19 protein-coding genes, 1 tRNA gene and 1 riboswitch are annotated in these 20,272 nt (G+C 69.8%); of the genes, 10 read left to right on the top strand and 10 right to left on the bottom strand.

Annotated features, from left to right (window positions below; all coding sequences use genetic code 11):
- Positions 1-38: 38 nt before the first annotated feature.
- Positions 39-206 (top strand): hypothetical protein, encoded by a 168-nt coding sequence (locus Pph01_RS37875; RefSeq protein ID WP_204078063.1) that lies wholly within the window; start codon positions 39-41, stop codon positions 204-206.
- 74 nt (positions 207-280) lie between these two features.
- Here Pph01_RS37875 and Pph01_RS37870 read toward each other — a convergent pair whose 3' ends face one another.
- Together Pph01_RS37870 and Pph01_RS37865 are read right to left on the bottom strand one after the other, a co-directional pair.
- Complete coding sequence (locus Pph01_RS37870; protein WP_239117318.1) at positions 281-733, bottom strand: ATP-binding protein; 453 nt, start codon at positions 731-733, stop codon at positions 281-283.
- A 122-nt stretch (positions 734-855) separates the two neighbouring features.
- Complete coding sequence (locus Pph01_RS37865) at positions 856-2,757, bottom strand: sensor histidine kinase (RefSeq protein WP_204078062.1); 1,902 nt, start codon at positions 2,755-2,757, stop codon at positions 856-858.
- Positions 2,758-2,858: 101 nt separating this feature from the next.
- Between Pph01_RS37865 and Pph01_RS37860 the strand changes: the two genes are divergently transcribed.
- Positions 2,859-3,455 carry a methylated-DNA--[protein]-cysteine S-methyltransferase gene (locus Pph01_RS37860; RefSeq protein WP_204078061.1) on the top strand — a complete coding sequence of 199 codons (597 nt, stop codon included), beginning with the start codon at positions 2,859-2,861 and terminating at the stop codon, positions 3,453-3,455.
- 63 nt (positions 3,456-3,518) lie between these two features.
- On the opposite strand, the gene Pph01_RS37855 is transcribed toward Pph01_RS37860, so the two are convergent.
- Positions 3,519-4,067, bottom strand: a complete 549-nt coding sequence (locus Pph01_RS37855; protein ID WP_239117317.1) for a CGNR zinc finger domain-containing protein — start codon at positions 4,065-4,067, stop codon at positions 3,519-3,521.
- 82 nt (positions 4,068-4,149) lie between these two features.
- Here Pph01_RS37855 and Pph01_RS37850 point away from each other — a divergent pair, with 82 nt between their 5' ends.
- Positions 4,150-5,076 (top strand): DMT family transporter, encoded by a 927-nt coding sequence (locus Pph01_RS37850; RefSeq protein WP_204078059.1) that lies wholly within the window; start codon positions 4,150-4,152, stop codon positions 5,074-5,076.
- On the opposite strand, the gene Pph01_RS37845 is transcribed toward Pph01_RS37850, so the two are convergent.
- From Pph01_RS37845 to Pph01_RS37825, 5 genes are all read right to left on the bottom strand, one after another.
- The gene (locus tag Pph01_RS37845; protein WP_204078058.1) at positions 5,006-6,367 is read right to left on the bottom strand and encodes a purine-cytosine permease family protein; all 1,362 of its coding nucleotides are present in this window, start codon (positions 6,365-6,367) and stop codon (positions 5,006-5,008) included. The two genes, Pph01_RS37850 and Pph01_RS37845, sit on opposite strands and share 71 nt — an antisense overlap.
- A riboswitch (TPP riboswitch) is annotated at positions 6,357-6,479 on the bottom strand. Its footprint overlaps the gene before it by 11 nt.
- Before the next feature lie 46 nt (positions 6,480-6,525).
- Complete coding sequence (locus Pph01_RS37840; RefSeq protein WP_204078057.1) at positions 6,526-6,849, bottom strand: rhodanese-like domain-containing protein; 324 nt, start codon at positions 6,847-6,849, stop codon at positions 6,526-6,528.
- Positions 6,850-7,023: 174 nt separating this feature from the next.
- Complete coding sequence (locus Pph01_RS37835; protein ID WP_204078056.1) at positions 7,024-7,902, bottom strand: Fpg/Nei family DNA glycosylase; 879 nt, start codon at positions 7,900-7,902, stop codon at positions 7,024-7,026.
- Positions 7,903-7,974: 72 nt separating this feature from the next.
- Entirely contained in the window at positions 7,975-8,580 is a 606-nt protein-coding gene (locus Pph01_RS37830; RefSeq protein WP_204078082.1) for a TenA family protein, read from the bottom strand.
- Positions 8,581-8,666: 86 nt separating this feature from the next.
- Complete coding sequence (locus Pph01_RS37825) at positions 8,667-10,139, bottom strand: LCP family protein (protein ID WP_204078055.1); 1,473 nt, start codon at positions 10,137-10,139, stop codon at positions 8,667-8,669.
- A gap of 291 nt (positions 10,140-10,430) precedes the next feature.
- Between Pph01_RS37825 and Pph01_RS37820 the strand changes: the two genes are divergently transcribed.
- Complete coding sequence (locus Pph01_RS37820) at positions 10,431-11,876, top strand: hemolysin family protein (protein ID WP_204078054.1); 1,446 nt, start codon at positions 10,431-10,433, stop codon at positions 11,874-11,876.
- Positions 11,873-12,877 (top strand): hemolysin family protein, encoded by a 1,005-nt coding sequence (locus tag Pph01_RS37815; RefSeq protein ID WP_204078053.1) that lies wholly within the window; start codon positions 11,873-11,875, stop codon positions 12,875-12,877. The genes Pph01_RS37820 and Pph01_RS37815 overlap by 4 nt, the downstream gene beginning before the upstream one ends.
- Here the strand turns inward: Pph01_RS37815 and Pph01_RS37810 are convergent.
- Positions 12,837-14,030 carry an MFS transporter gene (locus Pph01_RS37810; RefSeq protein ID WP_204078052.1) on the bottom strand — a complete coding sequence of 398 codons (1,194 nt, stop codon included), beginning with the start codon at positions 14,028-14,030 and terminating at the stop codon, positions 12,837-12,839. The genes Pph01_RS37815 and Pph01_RS37810 overlap by 41 nt on opposite strands.
- A gap of 364 nt (positions 14,031-14,394) precedes the next feature.
- A tRNA-Leu gene (locus Pph01_RS37805) sits at positions 14,395-14,477 on the bottom strand.
- Between the two features lie 158 nt (positions 14,478-14,635).
- Here Pph01_RS37805 and Pph01_RS37800 point away from each other — a divergent pair.
- From Pph01_RS37800 to Pph01_RS37780, 5 genes are read left to right on the top strand one after another with little or no spacing between them, the layout of a single operon-like run.
- Complete coding sequence (locus tag Pph01_RS37800; protein WP_204078051.1) at positions 14,636-15,376, top strand: FHA domain-containing protein; 741 nt, start codon at positions 14,636-14,638, stop codon at positions 15,374-15,376.
- Between the two features lie 17 nt (positions 15,377-15,393).
- Positions 15,394-15,858, top strand: coding sequence for an FHA domain-containing protein FhaB/FipA (locus tag Pph01_RS37795; RefSeq protein ID WP_204078050.1), 465 nt, complete (start codon positions 15,394-15,396; stop codon positions 15,856-15,858).
- Positions 15,855-17,138 carry a Stp1/IreP family PP2C-type Ser/Thr phosphatase gene (locus Pph01_RS37790; protein WP_204078049.1) on the top strand — a complete coding sequence of 428 codons (1,284 nt, stop codon included), beginning with the start codon at positions 15,855-15,857 and terminating at the stop codon, positions 17,136-17,138. Before Pph01_RS37795 ends, Pph01_RS37790 begins: the two co-directional genes overlap by 4 nt.
- Positions 17,139-17,164: 26 nt before the next feature.
- Positions 17,165-18,520 (top strand): FtsW/RodA/SpoVE family cell cycle protein, encoded by a 1,356-nt coding sequence (locus Pph01_RS37785; RefSeq protein ID WP_204078081.1) that lies wholly within the window; start codon positions 17,165-17,167, stop codon positions 18,518-18,520.
- Positions 18,517-19,974, top strand: a complete 1,458-nt coding sequence (locus tag Pph01_RS37780) for a peptidoglycan D,D-transpeptidase FtsI family protein (RefSeq protein ID WP_204078048.1) — start codon at positions 18,517-18,519, stop codon at positions 19,972-19,974. Before Pph01_RS37785 ends, Pph01_RS37780 begins: the two co-directional genes overlap by 4 nt.
- Positions 19,975-20,272: the final 298 nt, after the last annotated feature.

Genomic DNA, 20,272 nt, shown 5'->3' with positions numbered 1-20,272 from the left:
ACCTCGCGACCGGGGGCGTCAGACCGTACCTTGGAGGTATGGCCCGTACTGTGCTGACCGTCGTGGGCGTCATCCTCGCCCTCTGGCTGATCTTCGGATTCGTGATCCCCGCGGTGTTCGCGACGCTGAAGTTCCTGCTCCTCGTCGCAGTCATCGCCGCCGTGGTCGTCGGGGTGATCACCGTCGTCGGGAAGATGTCCCGCTAGGCCCGCCAACCCGCCCAACACGGCTGACACGACCAACGCCCTCAGGGCGACCGAGCCGGAACCGCTGGGGACCGTCACCCGACCTCGCGGAGGGCCGGGGTTTCGGTCGTTCTAGGGTTTCCGTTTCGGGCCTGCCAGGAGACGTGGACGACGGCCCAGACCGTGGTCGAGTCGCCGTCGTGGCGGACCCCCCAGCGTTCAGCGATGTACTCGACGATGCCGAGTCCACGGCCGCCGAGCGACGAGAGCGTGGGACGGCCGGCGCGCGGCTCAGTGGTCGCGCCTCCGTCGCTCACCGACACCTCGACCTGATCGTCGGAGCAGGTCCAGGTCACCTTGAGCTGGCCGGACGGCAGTGGGTGGGCATGCCGGAGCGAGTTGCTCAGAAGCTCGCTCATCACGAGGACCACATCGTCCACGGCGCCGACGAGCATTCCCCCCGCCAGCATTTCGGCGCTGAGGCGTTGGCGTGCGGCGGCGACGCTCGACAGTGCGTAGGGCAACATCACGACGCTCGACGCACTCACCTCCCCGATTCCCGATCCCCCAGAGGAGACGAGTCTCCCAGTAGGACCGAAATGCCCCGTTCGATCGTCCAGGAAACCGCGCTCCGATCACAGCTTGTGCACATTGGACAATAGATCAGCTCTTACGTGGCGACCTCGTTACCCCGCCGGTGTGTCGGATCAGGTAATGGGCCTGCGCCTGTCAGAGCGACCCGCATCCGGGTGCCTCCGCCGGGACGGGGAAGTGCGGTGACGTCGCCTCCCTGGGCTCTCGCCAGGCTGCGAACGATGTAGAGACCCAGGCCGACCCCGCCGAATCTGCGCCGGTTCCCGCTGTCCGCCTGGACGAACCGCTCGAAGACGCGTTCCCGGTCAGCCGGCGCGATGCCGACCCCCTCGTCGTCGACCACGAGGACGACCCGTTCGTCCTCGGCCCAGGCCTCGACCCGGATGAGCCCGCCGTCAGGGGAGTACTTGAAGGCGTTCTCCAGCAGTTGCCCGAGGACGATGTCGGTGGCCAGCTCGTCGCCGTACACGGCCGGGAGGTCGGCGGGGATGTCCACCTCCACCCGGTGCCGGTCGGACAGGACAGGCAGGCCCAGGGTCGCCGCACGGACCCGCTCGCCGAGGTCGAAGACCTCCACCTTGACCTTCAGCTCATCGGCGCCGGCCCGCGAGCCGAGCAGGAGGTGATCCATGAGCTGACCGAGCGACCTGGCACGTTCCGCGATGGTGTGCACGGCGGAGCGGCGTTCGCCGTCGGAGAGGTGGTCCCACCGGGAGTCGAGCGTGCTGGCGAATCCGCGCACGATCGTGATGGGAGTGCGCAGCTCGTGGCTCGTGGTGGCCAGGAACAGGTCCTTGGCCTCCTCCAGTTCCTTGGCCCTGGTCACGTCGCGGAAGTCGACGACGCTCTCGCCGGTCTCGGGGATCTCCGCGCACAACACGTCGAGCCATCGGCCCGACGACAGCTGGATGGTGAGCTTCTCTCCGGGGGCGGGCAGCGGGAAGGGCGGCGGGCCTCCGATCAGCTCACGCGCGTGCAGGCCGGTCAGCTCGGCGGCCGCGGGATTCCACTGGATGACCCGGCCCGCGCCGTCGAGCACGGCGATGCCGTCGGCGCTCGCGTCGAAGACGGCCCGCTCGTGGGCCCGCTGGCGTACGGCGTCCTGGTAGGCCATCGCGTTGCCGACGGCGATGCCGGCGTGTCCCGCGAGCAGTTCCAGGAGCTCGAGCTCCAGATGGCTCGCCTTGCTCGAGGCGAACAGGGCGTAGAGCGCTCCATACGGACGCCCGCCGACGGCCGCGATGCCGACGGCGATGGTGTGCAGCCCGTCGAGGCGGGCCCAGATGAGGTCCTGGAACCCCTCGGGACCCGTCTCCAGCAGCACGGTCTTGCCGGTGCGCAGGAGTTTTCCGACGAGGCTGGTGTGCAGGTCGGCGGTCATCCCCCGCATCGACTCGGGCAGTTCGTGCACGCCGACGAGCCGGAGCAGGTCTTCCTCGATCGACACGAAACCGCCCGCGTCGGCTCCGGTGAGCTCGGTGAGGCTGGCGGCGATGCGGTCGAGGACGACGGGCAGGTCGAGCTCGGCGTTGATGTCGCCGACGACGTCGGTCAGGCGGCTGACCAGCCGGGCCCGCCGCGCCTCCCGGCCGCGGGCGGCGTCGTCGTCCTGGGTGGAGTGGAAGACGTTGACGTAGCCGAGGAGCGCTCCCGAGTCCGTCCGCAGCGCGCTGGTGTCCACGCGCAGGTCCAGGAGGCGGCCGTCCCGGTGGAACCGCCGCGTGCGCAGCGACACGGGACCGCCCGTGCGGACCCGCTCGAGCACCGCGTTGTGCTCGGCCATCAGCTCGGCGGGCACGATGGGCGCCCTCCTGCCCATGAGCTGGTCGGCCGGCCAGCCGAAGAGCCGCTCGGCGGCGGCGTTCCAGATCAGGACCGCCATGTCCCGGTCGAGGGCGACGATCGCGTCGGGAGAGCTCGCGACGACCGCACGGGCGATCTCGTCGTCACCGCCGTCGTGCGCCCTGGTATCACCCACGCCCCCATCGTGCCTCCTTTCACAACATGATCATGGGCTTTTCGGCTGGCTCGGGACTCCTCCGATACGCTTTCACTCACGTAGTGAGAGGAAGTGGGTCCATGTCCACTGGGGACCTTGAAGCCCTGCTACGCGTGACCGCGCCGGGGTACGTCGGCGAGGCCCCGCCGGATGTCGCCTTCGGCACCACCGACACCCCAGTGGGACGGCTGACGCTCGCCGTCACCGGACGAGGCGTGCTCGCCTGCAGCTACGACGACGAACACGCGGTCTTCCTCCGCGTGTCCCGGGCCGTGGGCTCGTTCATCGGCCCCGACCCCCGGCGGCTCGACCCGGTGAAGCGTGAGCTCGAGGCGTACTTCGCGGGGAGGGTGCGGACCTTCTCGACCCAGGTGGACTTCCAGCTCATCACCGGTTTCACCCGGACGGTCATCCAGATGATGCTGGCCGTGCCGTACGGCAGCGTCACGACATATCAGGAAATCGCCGAACGGATCGGACGGCCGCAGGCCCTGCACGCGGTGAAGAACGCGCTCACCGGCAATCCCGTGTGCGTCTTCGCCCCGTGCCATCGCGCGGTCGACTCGTCCGGCGCGCTCGGCTCGTACGCCGGCGGCGCCGCGGCCAAGGAGCATCTGCTCAGCCTCGAGGGCCTGTCGCCGCACAGCTCCGGCGCGTCGGACCGCCCTCACGTGTGACGTCGCCCGCCGCCGGGGTGGCAGGAGCCGGGCGCGGGTGAGACACACCGCAACGCAAGAGCCTCACGGCCGCCGCCGGGAGCGGAACGCGGCCGCCTTCTCGCGGTTGCCGCATTCGCGCATGTCGCACCAGCGGCGCGAGCCACCCCGTGACGTGTCGACGTAGAGCCGGGTGCAGGGCGCGCTCTCGCATTCACGCACGCGTGCGAGGTCGGGTCCGCCCAGGAGTTCCGCCGCCGACCCGGCGACAACCGCGAGCACCTCGTCCATCGAACCCGTACGGCTCAGCCGCAGATCGCCGGCGTCGTCCACGACGAGCACCTGGCTCACCGGGGCGTGACCGGCGAACTCGTTGACCACCGCCACATCGTGCGCCGCCCGCACCCGGCCCCGCAGTGCGGCCACCGCGAGGCGATAGATCGCCTCCCTCAGCCGTACGGCCTGGGCGTGGTCGTGCTCGTCCAGAACCGGGGGCTCATCCAGGAGCCCGGCGGCCTTCACCCAGTCGGCGAGCAGCCGGGGGGTGCCGACGAACTCCTGCCGATCGGTGTCGCGATGCCCGACCGTTCCCGCGAAGTCCAGGGCCAGGTTGCCGCTCCAGAAGGTGAACACGTGGCCATGGTAACCAGCTTGACAGGTTATCGGTCGGCCCGACATCGTAATAACCATCTTGAGTGGTTATCGGGGGGACGGCATGGTCATCACGCGGAGCGCGTCCGCGGAATCCGGCACACGCCTCGGGCGGCTGGCCGCGGCGACGACGCCTGGGGCGTTCGTCGTCTTGTGGAGCAGCGCGTTCATCGCCGGGGTGATCGGGCTCGACGCCGCACCACCCCTGTTGCTGACCCTGTGCCGCTTCGCGCTCGCGGGCGTCCTGCTCGCCGTCGTGGCCCTGGCCGTACGCGCTCCCTGGCCCAAGGGGCGGGCGCTCGGGCACGTCGTCGTGGCCGGCCTGCTGCTGCAGGCGGTGCAGTTCGGCGCCTTCTACACGGCCATGTCGCTGGGCGTCACCGGCGCCATGGCGGCCCTCGTGCAGGGCCTCCATCCGGTGCTCACCGCGATCCTCGCCGTGCCGCTTCTCGGTGAGCGCGTGAGCTCACGGCAGTGGGCCGGCTTCGTGCTGGGAGCGCTCGGAGTCGTCCTCGCCGTGGCCGAGAAGTTGTCCTCCGCGGGCCCCGCGCTGCTCCTGTGCGTGGGCGGACTGCTCGGGCTCAGCCTCGGCACGCTCTACCAGAAGCGGTTCTGCGCCGACATGGACCTGCGCAGCGGCCAGGCCGTCCAGTTGCTCGCGAGCGTGCCGGTCATCGGCGTGCTCGCGCTGACGGTGGAGAGCCCCCACGTCTCCGCGTGGGGGCCCTTCACCGCCGCCGTCCTGTGGCTGGCCCTGGTGAACTCGATCGGCGCGTTCTCGCTGCTCTACCTCATGCTGCGCAGGTCGCAGGCGAGCCGGGCCAGCAGCCTGTTCTTCCTCACGCCCTCGGTCACCGCCGTGATGGCCTGGGTGATCCTGGACCAGCCGCTGAGCCCGCTCGTCGTGCTCGGGCTGGTGGTCAGCGGTTCTGGAGTCGCTTTGGCGACACGTCCGAGGTCCGCCGGCTCAGCCGTCCCAGCGCGAGCGTGAACAGGCCGGAGACGAGGAAGGCGGCGAGCGCCGCGTTCATCCACGGCTGGTGGGTGAAGCCGACGGCCGAGCGGACGTTCTCCCAGATCGTGTCCCACCAGCCGACCGTCTGCGTCGCCGTGACGATCCAGTAGGCGCAGAAGCCGAGGACCCACGGCACCACCATGAGCCACCTCGACGGGGCGTCCGCCGCGTTGTTCCAGCGCGAGGCTCCCCCGAGGACGAAGTAGTCGACGGCGAGCACGGCGAACATCGGGACGAACACCGCGCCGATCACACTGAGGAACGCGCCGTAGGAGTTCACGTCGGCGAACAGCGCGATGCCGGTCGTGAGCACGCCGATCACCACCGAGATGACCCTGCGGTCCACGCGCGGCATGAGGTTCTGCAGGGAGACCGTCGTCGAGTACACGTTGGCGAACGACTGGTCCGCCTCGCGCAGCACGAGGATGCCGAAGAAGAGCGCGCCCAGCGGAGCGGCCACGAACGGGTCCCACACCTTGTCGGTGTCGTTCCCGACGAGGGCCAGCGCGGCGATGCCGAGGGCGAGGCACGCGACCTGTGCGATCGTGTATCCGCCCACCACGCCGGCGAAGGCCGTACGGCTCGACCTGGAGTGCCGGGCGTAGTCGGCGGCCATGGGAACCCACGAGACCGACAGCGCGATCACGTAGTCGACCGCCGGGGCGAAGGCGTCCCACGACCCCTCGGACAGCGACGGCCCTCGGCTGAACAGCGCGACCGTCAGCCAGATCATCGAGACGATCACGCCTGCCGTGACGTACCGCCGCAGCAGCCGGACCGATCCCAGCGGCCAGATCGTGAGCACGATCGTCACCACCCCGGCCAGCGTCGCCCAGACCCAGTACGGCACGGCCGTGCCGAAGACCGCCTGCGCGCCGGTGGCGATGACCCACAACTCGAAGGCGCCCCACCCGAGCATCTGCACGATGTTGAGCACGGTCGGGACGTAGGACAGGCGCGCGCCGAACAGGCCGCGCAGCAGCACCATCGACGGCTTGCCGGTCCGCACGCCGGGGATGGCGGCGAGGCCGACCATCGCGGTTCCGATGAGGCTGCCGACGACGGCGGCGAGCACCGCGCCCGTGAAGGTGAGCGGCTTGCCGCCGAGCGGGTCGAGCAGGAACAGCGCCCCCGAGAACCCCAGCAGGCTGACTCCGAGGTTGGCCCAGAAGGCTCCCTGATCGAGCAGTCCGAGGGTCTTCGGAGCCTCTTCGTCGAGCGTCAGCGGCACTTCCGCGTGCTGGGGATCGACAAGGGCGGACGTCATCACACACTCCCTACGCCGGCATTATCCGGACAGGTTCATGCGGTCGGCGGCACGCCTCGTGGAGGAGCCGCCCTCTCAGCCCGGTATCGCCCGAGCTCCCGCGGTATTTAAATGTCGAACGGGATTATGGCATCTGATCCCCGATTGTCCAAAGGTGCTCAGGCGACGAACGGCGGCTGGCCGGTCTCGCTCACCATCGGAAGGCCCGCGGAGGCCCAGGACTGCATGCCGCCGTCGACGTTGACCGCCTCCCAGCCGACATGGTTGAGCCAGGCGGTCGCGTGCGCGGACCGGCCGCCCACCCGGCAGACCACGTAGACCGTCCGGCCCTGGGGCACTTCGGCGACCCGGTTCTGCAGGTCACCCAGGGGAATATGCGTGGCGGTCGGGGCATGGCCCGCCCGCCACTCGTCGATCTCGCGCACGTCGAGCAGGAACGCGTCGTCGGGTACGGCTTTCGCCTCGACCTCAGGCATCGTCATGACTTCATTGTGGGGCTACACGTGCCAAGCTTCGTCCCGCTTGACCTGACGGCGGCGCCGGAGTGACGAGTGGAACGCGCCAGGACCCGCTCGATCCCACCGTTCCGACCGTCCGGAAAGCCGCGAGACCGGTTGGAACTCCGGAAACGCCTGTTCGAGCGGCTGTTCGAGCGGCTATTTGAGCAGCTTGGACAGGCGGCGGTCCGCGAGCGGCTTGCCGCCCGTCTGGCAGGTCGGGCAGTACTGCAGGGACGAGTCGGCGAACGACACCTCCCGGATCGTGTCGCCGCACACGTCGCACTTCTCCCCGGTACGGCCGTGCACGCGCAGGCCGGACTTCTTCTCCGCCTTGAGGTCCTTGGCGGCGAGTCCCCTCGCCCGCCCGACCGCATCGCGAAGGGTCGTCACGATCGCCTCGTGCAGACCGGCGACCTGCTCGTCGGTCAGCGTCGCGGCGATCTTGAACGGCGACATCTTCGCGACGTGGAGCACCTCGTCGGAGTACGCGTTGCCGATCCCCGCGATCACCTTCTGGTCGCGCAGGAGTCCCTTGATCTGCGTACGGTTCCCATCGACGATCCCCTTGAGCACCTCGGGGGTGAACTCCTCGGAGAGCGGGTCGGGACCGAGGCCGGCGATGCCGGGGACCTCGGCCGGATCCCTCACCACGTAGACGGCCAGGCGCTTCTGCGTGCCCGCCTCGGTGAGCTCGAACCCGGGCGCCTGGCCGTCGTCTCCGGGCGACAGCCGTACGCGCACGGCGAGGGGACCCTTGCCGGGGCGGACGGGCTTGGCGCCCGTGAGGTCGTCGCGCCAGCGCAGCCATCCGCCACGGGCGAGGTGTGTGATGAAGTGCACCCCGTCGCAGTCGATGTCGAGGAACTTGCCGTGCCGGGTCACTCCGGTGACGGTCACCCCGCCGAGTGCGCTGACCGGGGGGTCGACCGTCTTCAGCGCCTGGAAGGCCACCACGTCGACGCCGAGGACCGCACGCCCCACGGCACGCTCGCGGAGGAATTCGGCGAGCGCCTCTACCTCGGGTAGCTCGGGCATGCCCCCACAGTAATCCGCGCGCGTCCCCGTCGGCGAGAACCCGGTGCGCGCCGCGGAGCCGTCAACCGGCCGTCAGGGCACGTCCCAGAAGGCGAGTTCGTGCCGCATGCCCTCGGTGAACAGGGCCGCGGCCCGGGCGGGATCGGGCGCCGCCTCGTCGATCATGACGGCGATCCGCTCGGTCAGCGCCGCGAATCCCGGATCGGCGTAGGTGTCCACCCAGGCCCGGTACCGCGGCTCGGCGGGCGGCTCGGCTGCCAGCAGTCGGCCCAGCGTCGAGTATCCCCACATGCAGGGATAGAGCGCCGCCAGGCCGTCCGCGTAGTCGGCCGCCGACCGCAGCAGGAACTCCGTGTACGCGGCGCAGGCGGGCCCCTTCGTCGCCGCTTCGAGGTCCGCGCCGAACTCCGCGGACATCGACCGGTGCAAGGAGAGCTCGTCGTGCCAGGTCGCGTGGGCGAGGTCCACCAGGTCGCCGAGATGGCCGTCGGGAGCCTGCCAGGCCAGCCGGGAGAAGACCCGCACATAGTCGAGCAGGAACAGGTAGTCCTGCTCCAGCCACGAGCGGAAAACCGGCTCGGGGAGGTCGCCCGCCGCGATGCCCCGCACCGTGGGGTGCGCCAGCTGGGCCTCGAGGAGAGGCCGTCCGATCGCGTGCAGTTCCTGGGAGATCCCCATGATCACCGGGCCGTTCGTTCTCACGTGAAGAAAAAAGAGCGTGGCCGCGAGGGCCGTTCCAGAGGGAACGGCCCCGGCGTGCGTCGTCACTTGGTGATGGTGTCCTTCGGGATGGGCTTGTCCTCGGCGAGGGCGTCGAACAGCCGCACGGCCTTGGCGGTGTCCCACTTCACCACGGCCGCGCCGTTGATCGTGGGCAGCGAGCCGATGGGCACGGCCGTCGTCACGGGGCCGCCCTTCATCGCGAGGCCGACCGACAGCAGGTTGAACAGGCCCGTGTCCGGGTCGACGGCGACGGAGTCCGCCGCGCTCAACGCCAGCGGAACGGACGAGAACGGGTTGAGCAGCGTGCCAGGGCTGGCCGCCTTCTGCACGACCGCGGAGAAGAACTGGCGCTGCCGCTGGGTGCGGTCGAAGTCGGGGATGGCGCCGGTCTTGCGCGTCCGGACGTAGCCGAGCGCGGTCCCGCCGTCCATGTCCTGGCAACCCTTCTTCAGGTTGATCCCGGCCTTCTTGTCCTTGATGTTCTGCTTCACGCAGATGTTCACGCCGCCGATCGCGTCGACGATGCCGACGAACCCGCCGAAGCCGATCTCCATGTAGTGGTCGATCCGGATCCCGGTGACCTGCTCCACGGTCCTGGTCAGCAGCTTCGGACCGCCGAAGGCGTAGGCGGCGTTCAGCTTGTCGTTGCCGTGCCCGGCGATCGGCACGTACGAGTCGCGGGGCAGGCTGACGAGCGTCGGCCGGCCGCTGTCCGGAATGTGGAGCAACATCATGGTGTCGGTCCGCTTGCCCACGGCCTTGCCCGTGGCGAGCTTCTTCCGCTGCTCCGCCGACAACCCCGCCCGGCTGTCCGAGCCGACGAGCAGCCAGTCCTCTCCCGGGGTGGCCGCCGGCCTGCCGCTGTAGTCCGTGAACGCCTCGACCGACTGCAACTTCGAGCCGATCCAGAAATATCCGCCCACAGTGGCGACGATCAGGACGACCAGCAGAACAGCGATGGACCGGAGCACGATCTTGCCGATGTTCCGGGGACGTCTGACGCCCCCACCGCCACTCGGCGATCCCGGCGGCCCGTCGCCACCGGGCGGTCCGCCGTGGTGCCCGCCGAGCGGGCGGACGGGCGTCTGGCCCGACCGCGGCTTGCCGTACACCTTGGAGGTGACCCGAGGCGTGGTGTTCCCCAGGTCGTCGCCCTCCGCGTGCGAGGCGGCCCCGCGAGCGGCGTCGGGGACGGGGTGGGCGGGCTGCCCGGCGGACGTCCAGGCGTCCTCCGCGGGCTGACGCGCGGTCCAGGCGTCGTCCGCGGGCGGCCGTGCCCAGGGGTCGCGGGCGGACGGCCCCGCCTGCCACGGATCGTCAACGGGCCGCGTCGGCGGCCGGGGATCCGGTGTGGATCCTCCACGTGCCCACGGATCGTCCCGTCCCGCCGATCGGGGATCTTGTGGGGATCCTCCGCGTGCCCACGGATCGTCTGCGGGCCGTCCCGCCGGTCGTGAGCCGCCACCCCCGGGGCGGCGATGCGCGCGAGTGGCGTCGTCGTCGTCCTCGGCCACGTGAATCCCCGTCCTTAACTGCCTTGACCTCGATGTGGGCGGTGACCGCCCCTGACTTGAAGGTACGTCTCCATCCTCGCGGGAACGCAGATCGCTCACCAAGCTTTTCCCGCGAAAGGTACCCAGACCATCTCGTACCGGCCAACTAACGAGACACCGGAAACACCTGAGCCGACGCAGCCGTTACGGTATTAGACCTCCGCTCGAAAGGATTACCGTGTCCGGCTCGGACCCGTGGAGTACTTGCCCGTGCGTGTGCACGGGATCGCATGATCATTCGGTCGGCGCGCCATGAGCGCCGCCGCAGGCCTACTGGCCGTTCTCATCCTGACTTTCGCCACCGGCTACTTCGTCGCGCAGGAGTTCGCCTTCGTGGCGGCCGACCGGGGCGCACTCCGTGACCAGGCGGCGAGTGGCGACGCCGCCGCCCGCCGGGCCCTCGAGGTCACCGGTCGCCTGTCCTTCATGTTGTCGGGTGCGCAACTGGGCATCACCGTCACCACCCTGCTCGTGGGCTTCGTCGCCCAACCGGCGATCGCCGACGTCATCCGGGGGCCGCTGGAGGACGTGGGCGTACCGAGCACGATGGTGGCCGGCCTCGCCGTGGTCATCGGTGTCGCCATCGCGACGATCATACAGATGATCTTCGGTGAGCTCGCGCCCAAGAACGTGGGCATCGCCCGCCCCGAGGTGGTCGCGAAGTTCCTGGCCCGCTCGACGCTGCTCTATCTGAAGATCGCCGGCCCGGTGATCCACCTGTTCGACGCGGCCGCGACCAAGCTCGTCCGCCTCGCGGGCATCGAGCCCGTCGAGGAGCTCGAACACGGTGCGACGCCCGACGAGCTGTCCCGCATCGTGGCCGACTCCGCCTCGGCGGGCGAGGTGCCGCCGCGGCTGGCCGAGCTCCTGAAGCGGTCGCTCGAGTTCGGCGACCACGTGGCCGAGGACGTCATGGTCCCCCGCCCCCGCGTGGTCTCGCTGCGTGCGGACCGCCCGGTCGCCGACCTGCTCCAGAGCCTGCGCGAGCGGGGCCACTCGCGCTACCCCGTGCTCGGAACCGACACCGACGACGTTGTCGGCGTCACCGGCGTGCGGGAGTACCTGGAGGCCGGGTCTCCCTCCGTCGGCCTCATCGGCGCCCTCACCCGCCCGCCCCTGCTGGTCCCCACGACGCTCCCGCTGCCGCAACTGCTCCGGCGCATGTCCGCGTCGGGCGACACGTTCGCGTGCGTGATCGACGAGTACGGCGGGCTGGCCGGCGTGCTGACCATCGAGGACCTCGCGGAGGAGCTCGTCGGCGAACTGATCGACGAGAACGACCCCGAGCCGCTCGGAGTCGTACGCCACCGGGACGGAACCTGGGACGTGCCGGGCACGCTCCGCCTCGACGAGGTCGAGCGCGCCACCGGAGTGTCCCTGCCCGAGAGCGAGGACTACGAGACGATCGCCGGCCTGGTGCTGGCCTCCCTCGGCCGGATCGCCGAGCCTGGCGACGAGGTCACCACCGGCATCTCCCAGGAGGCCGACCTGTTCCGCGACGACGAGCCGGACATCCGCCGGGCCAGGCTCAAGGTCCTGAGCGTCCACCGGCACGTCCCCGAGTGGGTGCGGCTCGCGCTCCACGACGAGGAGCCGGGCGGCGAGCGGACCGATGAGGAGCCCGCGGCCGACCACGACAACCAGGTCTACTACGCGCCCGAGCTCTTCTCCGCCCTGTTCCAGGGGAGGCCCGCGTGAGCGAGTTCGGCGCGATCCTGGTCGGGGTGCTCCTGCTGATCGCCAACGGTTTCTTCGTGGCCACCGAGTTCGCCCTGGTGTCCTCGAAGCGGCACCGCCTGGAGGAGGCCGCGCTGTCCGGCGGCCGCCTGGTCAAGGTGGCCGCGCGCGGGGCCGTCCGCGGCGGCCGGCAGTTGCCGCTGATGCTCGCGGGCGCCCAGCTCGGCATCACGCTGTCGTCCCTGGGACTCGGCATGGTCGCGGAGCCCGCCATCGAGCACGTGCTGGAGCCGGTGCTGGTCCTCCTCCCCGAGTCGGCGCGCACCCCAGTCGCCTACGTGGTGGCGCTCGCCCTCGTGACCTTCCTCCACATGGTCGTGGGGGAGATGGCGCCCAAGTCGTGGGCGCTGACCCGCCCCGAGCGGGCCGCGATGGCCCTGGCGCTGCCGTTCCGCGGTTTCACGTGGCTCGTCCGCCCCGTGCTCGCCGTGCTGAACGGCGCGACCAACGGGCTGCTGCGGCTGTTCGGCGTCCGGCCGCGAGACGAGCTGGCCACGACGCGCACGCCGCACCAGCTCGCCATGCTGGTGGCCGAGTCGGGCCGGATGGGCATGCTCGACCGGGACGAGCACGATCTGCTGACCCGGGCCCTGCGGGTCCAGTCGCAGCCGATCGAGCGGCTGATGGTGCCGCTCGACGAGGCGCCCGTGGTGCCCGTGGACGCGGACGACTTCCAGGCGCGCGAGACGGCGGCCCGCAGCGGGCATCTGCGCATGCTCGTCGTCTCGCCCCAGGACGTGGTCGGGGTCCTGCACATCCGGGACGTCCTGGTCCAGCCGGGACGGCCGCTGGCCGAACTCGCCACCCCCGCTCCCCGGCTCCCGAACGGGACGACGGTGCCCGACGCCGTGACCGTGCTCCAGGACGCCCACGCGGAGCTGGGACTGGTGATCGACAGGAACGGCGAGGCGATCGGAATGATCAGTCTGGCGACACTGGTCGGCGAACTGCTGGCCGCGTGATCATCGGCACGCCGGGCGTCGCGGCCGACGCGGCGAGCGCCAGCGCCCCGGCGAGGGCGAAGGCCGTGCCGAACCCGGCGTGCGTGATCAGGGCGCCGAGAACCGGAGGCGTGCCCGCGGCGATCAGGTTCTGCCCCGTGTTCTGAGCTCCCATGGCCCGGCCCGCCCAGGCCGGGCCGGCGAGCTCGGAGACGGCGGTGAAGGCCAGGCCGTTGCCGCTCATCGAGATCACCAGCGCCGCGACCAGTAGTGCGGGGGCGGCGGCGTTCCCGGCCTGGACGGCCGTAGCCAGCACGAGCATGACGGCGGTGTTGACCAGAGCGAGCCGCCGCATGGGACCGACCCGGCTTCCGGCGAGGTCCGACCATCTGCCGCACAGCAGCCTGCCGCCCGCGCCGGCGAGCTGCGCGGCCGCGATCACCTGACTGGCCGTCGCGGGGGCCCAGTGCCGCTCGGCCACCAGGTAGGTCAGCGCGAAGGCGGCGGTGGCGAACTGAGGGACGACGAGCAGCATGCTGGCCGCGTGCACCCGCCACAGCGCCGGGTCGGTGTACGGCGACGCGGAACGCGCGCCCGCGGACGTCTCCGAGCGTGGGGGATCCACCACCATCAGCCCCACACAGCACGTCGTGACGAGGCAGATCGCGGTCATGGCCAGCAGGGCGCCCCGGACGCCTCCGTAATGGAGGGCCGGCGGGGCGATCACTCCGGCGAGGGCGACGCCGAGGGGCTGGGCGGTCTGCCGCCAGCCCATCGCGACCCCGCGCCGCTCCTTCGGGAACCAGCCGAGGACGACCCGGCCGCTCGCGGCGTTCGCCGAGGCCCCGGCGGCGCCGGCCAGGCCCAGAAGGGCCGCGAGCACGGCGGGATGGGCGGCGAACGCCGCCGATCCCAGGAAGACCGTGGCCAGGGCGAGCCCACTGGTCATCGCGATCCTCTCGCCGTACCTGTCGGCGACCCAGCCCCACGCGATGAGGGTGAAGAGCATGCCCGCACTGGGCGCGCCGACGACGGCCCCGGCCTCGGCGAGCGTGAGCCCGTGTTCGGCCTCGAGGGCGGGGAGCAGGAACGGCAGGCCGTACATGAACACGCATCCGGCGCCCTGCGCCGCCATGCCGAGGCTCAACATGGCCCAGCGATTCGGTCTTCCCATGCCAGGCATGCTAGGTCTTATCTCTCAATGCAAGACAAATGTGTTCACATCATGAGACACATGGAAAAGTGATCTAAGCCGCTCCACGAGCGGGCGAAGGGCGGCGCAAGCCGGCAGAAAGCGCGATGCAAGCCCGGTCGGGACAATCGTGAAACGCACATCGGCCGAACGACCGGGGGGAGGAAGATGATGATCGGTCAGGATGCCGATCCGTCCGCTCCGGGCTTCCGGCGGACCCGCTCAAGACGGCGAGGACGACCCCGCCACCATGGGTCGGGCGAGAACACGCCCGGGCATGAGGAAAAGAAAAAGGCCTCAGGGTGGAAGCTTTGCTTCCCGCTGCCTGAGGCCACCGTTAACGCTGTGGGCAAGGGGGGAGTTGAACCCCCACGTCCTTTCGGACACACGGACCTGAACCGTGCGCGTCTGCCATTCCGCCACTTGCCCCTTACGGGTGCTCCCATCGCTGGGTGCCTGGAAAGGTTAGCACGCAACCGCCGGTGCTACCGAACCCGGATACGATCCTTCTAGACGACGGAGCGAAGGAGCTCGCTGAAGCGCCGGAGCGGGTCGCGACCATAGACAGAATGGAAGGGAGGTAGCCGGTGGGAGTCCTTCAGCGCTTCGAGCGCAGGCTCGAAGGCTTGGTTGAAGGTGCCTTTGCGCGGGCCTTCAAGTCCGACCTCCAGCCGGTCGAGGTTGCCAGCGCCGTACAGAGGGAGATGGACGAACGGGCGGCGATCGTCGCCCAGGGCCGGACCCTCGTGCCGAACGACTTCGTGGTGGAGCTCTCGACGACCGACAGCGAGCGGCTTGAGGTCTACGCCGACAGCATCGGCCACGAACTGGCCAATCTCGCCCGGGAGTACGCCACGGAGCAGGGCTACTCGTTCGTGGGGCCGGTCAGGATGCGGTTCGAGACGGCCGACGACCTCGCGGTCGGGCTGTTCCGGATCCGCTCGGGCGTCATCCGGGGGGCGACGGTCGAGCAGGACGAGATCCGCCAGCCGGTGAGCGACCTGCCCTCGGGCCGCCCCGGTGCGTTCGGCGGCCGCCCCCGGCTGCTGGTCTCGACCCAGGACGACCCTCAGGGCCAGCGGTCCTACGAACTGACCACACCCGTCACCCTGCTCGGCCGGGGCACCGACTGCGATCTTCGATTGGTGGATCCCGGCGTCTCGCGGCATCATGCCGAGCTACGAGTCGAGGGGCAGCAGGTCGTCCTCGTCGATCTGGGTTCCACGAACGGCACCTTCATCAACGGCCAGCCGATCCGCAGGATCGAGATGCAGGACGGGACGAGGGTGACGTTGGGCCGCACGACACTGGTGTTCCGCCGCGATTAGAGGTAGACAAACCGTCCATGTCCGAGCTAACGCTGCTGCTGATCCGGCTCGCCTTCCTGGCGGCGCTGTGGTTCTTCGTGATTGCCGCGGTCGGCGTCATCCGGACAGACTTGTTCGGCCCCCGTACGGCGCCTGCACCCGCACGGAAGCCTGCCAAAGCGGTCAAACCCCCGTCCCGAGCCAAGAAGGGGGATCCCCGCCAGCTGATCGTCACCGGTGGCCCCCTGCAAGGGACCATCATCAACCTCACGGAGACTCCCATCACCATCGGCCGAGCGAACGACGCCACGCTGGTTCTCAGCGATGACTACGCTTCGAGCCGGCACGCCCGGCTCTTTCCCCAGGACGGCCAGTGGATCGTGGAAGATCTCGGCTCGACCAACGGCACGTACCTTGAACGCTCTAAAGTGACCCGCCCGACCCCGGTGCCTCTCGGAGTTCCGATCCGCATCGGCAAAACCGTCATCGAATTGCGCAAATGACAATCGCACTCCGCTACGCCGCCCGCTCGGACGTCGGCCTCCTCCGCGAAGGCAACGAGGACTCCGCGTACGCCAGCGGCCGCCTGCTCGCCGTCGCCGACGGCATGGGCGGGCATGCTCACGGCGAGGTGGCCAGTTCGGTCGCCATCGCCGCCATGTCGTCCCTCGACAAGGACGCATTCGGGGGTGACCTGCTCGCCGAAATCGAGGCGGCGGTCCGGGACGCCAACCATCAGCTCCACGCGATGGTGGCCCGGGACCCGAGCCTCAAGGGCATGGGCACCACCCTCACCGCGATGCTCTGGAACGGGCCCCGGTTCGCGCTGATCCACGTGGGAGACTCCCGCGCGTACCTGCTGCGAAACGGCGAGCTCTACCAGATCACCCACGACCACACCCTCGTGCAGTCGCTGGTCGACGACGGCCGCATCACCCAGGAGGAGGCCGCCAACCATCCCCAGCGGTCCATCCTGTTGCGCGCCCTGGACGGCAGCGGCGAGGTCGACCCCGACCTGCAGGACCGGGAGGCCCTCGTGGGCGACCGGTACCTGCTCTGCTCCGACGGCCTGTCCACCGTGGTCAGCGCGGAGACCCTGCACCACACGCTCAGCACGGTCGACGACCCGGAAGAGGCCGTCCGCCAGCTCATCGACCTGGCCAACAGGGGCGGCGGGCCGGACAACATCACCTGTGTGCTGGCCGACGTGGTCGAGGTGGACGAGACCCAGCCTCCGCTCACGGCGGCGGTCGTCGGTGCCGCCGGGTCCGGGCGGGTGCGCGGCGTGCCGCCGGACACGCCGGCGGGCCGGGCCACGGTCGTCACCGCTCCGCAGCCCGTGATCGTGGACGACGACCTCGACGGGGAGCCGCTGGCCGAGTCGCGTGGGGCGGCCCGGCGGCCCAAGAAGCGCCGATCCTGGCCGCTGGTGACCGCCATGGTCGTGGTCGTGGCCGCCGTGCTCGGGGCCGGCGGCTACTTCGGTTACAAGTGGACCCAGGACCAGTTCTACGTCGGCGCCAGCGGAGGCGAGCTCGTGGTCTTCCGCGGCGTCGACGCGCAACTGGGGCCGCTGTCCCTGAACAAGGTCGCCTACACCGATCACGTGAAGCTTTCGTCGTTGTCCGCCGTCCAGCAGGACCAGATCCACAGCGGGATCCCGGTCGACACCCTTCAGGCCGGGATCACCACGCTCAAGGGCTTCACTTCGGACGCGCCGGACTCGGGCACGCCCCCGCAGGGCGGCAGCTCCACGCCTACCCCGTCGAGGTCCGCTAAGTGAGTGCTGTCGACGGCGCCCCCGTCCCGATGACCGCAAAGCGGCGCGGGGCCCAGTTGGCGATGCTGGCCTTCGCCGTGCTGATCGTCATGGGCGCCTACGCCAGCGTCGGCCTGGGGTTGGACGGCGAGATCCCCTCGGGCATGCTCACGTACGGCCTCGGCCTCGGCGCGCTGATGCTCGCCGCCTATCTCGTGCTCGCCAGATTCGCCCCGTGGGGCGATCCACTCCTGCTCCCTCTCGTGACGCTGGTGAACGGCATCGGCATCGTCATGATCTACCGGATCGAGCACTCCGGAAAGCTGGGCGCGGGGGCCAACGCCACCAACCAGCTCATGTGGACGGCGCTCGGCGTCGTGATGTTCTCCGCGACTTTGATCGTGTTGAAGGACCAGCGCGCCTTGCAGCGCATGACGTACACGGCGGGGTTCGTCGGAGTGATCCTGATGGCCATCCCGGCCGTCCTGCCCGGCAGCCTGAGCGAGGTGCAGGGCGCGAAGATCTGGATCCGCGTGGGCGGCTTCTCCATCCAGCCGGGCGAGTTCGCCAAGCTCGCGCTCGTCGTCTTCTTCGCCGGCTACCTCGTGGCCAAGCGCGACGTGCTGGCCCTCGCCGGGCGCCGCCTGCTGTTCATCGACCTGCCCCGCGCCCGCGACCTCGGGCCGGTCCTCATCACGTGGGCGTTCTCGATCGCCACGCTGGTCCTCGAGAAGGACCTCGGCACCTCGCTGCTGCTGTTCGGCACGTTCATCGCGATGTTGTACATCGCCACCCAGCGCACTTCATGGGTGCTCATCGGAATCCTGCTCTTCGTGGGCGGCGCCGTACTGGCCGGAATGGCCTTCAGCCACGTCGAGGCGCGTTTCAACGTCTGGCTGCACGCGGAGGACCCCACGCTCTACGACGCGGGGGGCGGCAGTTACCAGCTCATGCAGGGCCTGTTCGCCATCGGTTCCGGCGGCATCCTCGGCACGGGGCTGGGCCAGGGACATCCTCAGAACATCCCGTTGTCGTTCTCGGACTTCATCTTCCCGGCCACGGGCGAGGAACTCGGCCTCACCGGCCTGATGGCGATCCTCATGGTGTACGCGCTGATCGTCGAGCGCGGGCTCCGAACGGCGCTCGCGGCGCGCGACCCGTTCTCGAAACTGCTGGCCGGCGGCCTGTCGTTCATCCTCGCCTGGCAGGTGTTCATCATCATCGGAGGCGTGACCAGGCTGATCCCGCTGACGGGACTCGTGACGCCGTTCATGTCGGCCGGCGGGTCGGCGCTGCTGGCTAACTGGATACTTATCGCGGTGCTGGTACGCATGTCGGACGGGGCGCGGCGACCGCCGCCCCAGGCGATCCAGGACGAGGGACTCACCCAGGTGATGCAGCGATGAACGGCACGCTCAAGCGCGCGGCCGTGGCCTGCCTCCTCATGTTCGGCCTCCTCATGGCCAACGTGACGTATTTGGGGGTGGTCAAGGCCGACGGCCTGCGCCACGACAACCGCAACGTGCGGTCCTTCTACGAGCGCTACGCCGTGGACCGCGGCTGGATCACCGCCGACAACGGCAAGGTGACGCTGGCCAAGACGGTCGACACCGGGGACCCCACGTACCGGTTCGAGCGGAGGTATCCCCAGGGCAAGGCGTTCGCCCACGTCGTCGGCTACTTCGCGCCGGAAAGCGCGACGGGCATCGAGGGCACGGAGAGCAAGTACCTCGACGGCAGCCACCCCGACCTCGTCGTCCGCCGCGCGATCGACCTCATCACCAACAAGCCGGCCAAGGGCGCCAGCGTCGACCTCACGCTCAACGTGGCCGCCCAGCAGATCGCCTACAAGGACCTGGCGAACACGGGCAAGCGGGGAGCGGTCGTGGCGCTCGACCCGCGCTCGGGGGCGATCCTGACGATGGTCTCGGTGCCCTCCTACGACCCGAACCCGCTCGCTCTCGCGAACAAGGCGAAGGTCAACGAGGCCTACAACAAGCTCGACAAGGACTCGAACAAACCGCTGCTCGACCGGGCCATCGACCTGACCTACGCACCGGGCTCCACCTTCAAGACGATCACGTCGGCGGCGTTCCTCAGCGACAACTCGTCCAGGAGTGCGGAGACCATGGTCGACGCGCCGGACTCGAAGACCTTCAAGGACAGCAACACGCCGCTGGTCAACTATCACGGTGAGTCCTGCGGCGGCCGGGCCACGCTGCTCGAGGCGCTGACCATCTCCTGCAACACGCCCTTCGGCATCATCGGCGTCGGACTCGGCTACGACAAGCTGAAGGAGCAGGCGGAGAAGTTCGGCGTCGGCAAGAAGCTCGCCATCCCGCTGAGCGTCGCGGGGAGCACCATCGGCCCCGACAAGGGGGAGACCGCCCTCGCCCAGACCTCCATCGGGCAGCGCAGCAACCAGATGACGCCGATGCAGATGGCGATGGTCGCCGCCGGGATCGCGAACAAGGGCACGGTCATGACGCCCTACCTCGTCAACAAGGTCATGGGACCTGACGGCAGCGAGGTCACCTCCACCAGTCCCGAGGAGTTCTCCGAGGCGGTCGACCCCGAGGTGGCCTCGGAGCTGACGAAGATGATGGAGAACGTGGTGCGGTCCGGCACCGGCACCGCGGCCCAGTTGCCCGGCATCACGGTGGCCGGCAAGACCGGCACCGCGGAGACCTCGCCCGGCAAGCCGTCGCACGCGTGGTTCATCTCGTTCGCCCCCGCGGACAACCCGCGGGTGGCCGTCGCGGTCTTCGTCGAATCCGGCAGCGCGGGCAACGACGCGACGGGCGGTGCCATCGCGGCCCCGATCGCCCATGACGTCATGCAGGCGGTGCTCAAGAAATGATCTCAATGAAATCGTTGTCGAACAGGCGACCAGGTCGGACCGGCGCCATCGCCGCTCACGTGACGTCGGCACTCCCGTACGCGACCCGGTCGGCTATGGTAAGCACCGCGGCACCATCCATTCGGACGCCCACACCGGCTACGTCCCCGACTCCGACCCCCATCCAGACGCCCGCCTCAACCGCGACGCCAGGTGATACTCCCGGTCCCCCGGGCCCAATCGGCACAAGACCTCTGAATGAGGAGACGTGATGGGGAAAGGGGCCGATGATGGACAGCGGTGGCACCCCAAGATGAAC

This window comes from Planotetraspora phitsanulokensis (assembly GCF_016863295.1).
Classification (GTDB): Bacteria; Actinomycetota; Actinomycetes; order Streptosporangiales; family Streptosporangiaceae; genus Planotetraspora; species Planotetraspora phitsanulokensis.
This window is presented reverse-complemented; position numbering and strand designations above follow the sequence as displayed.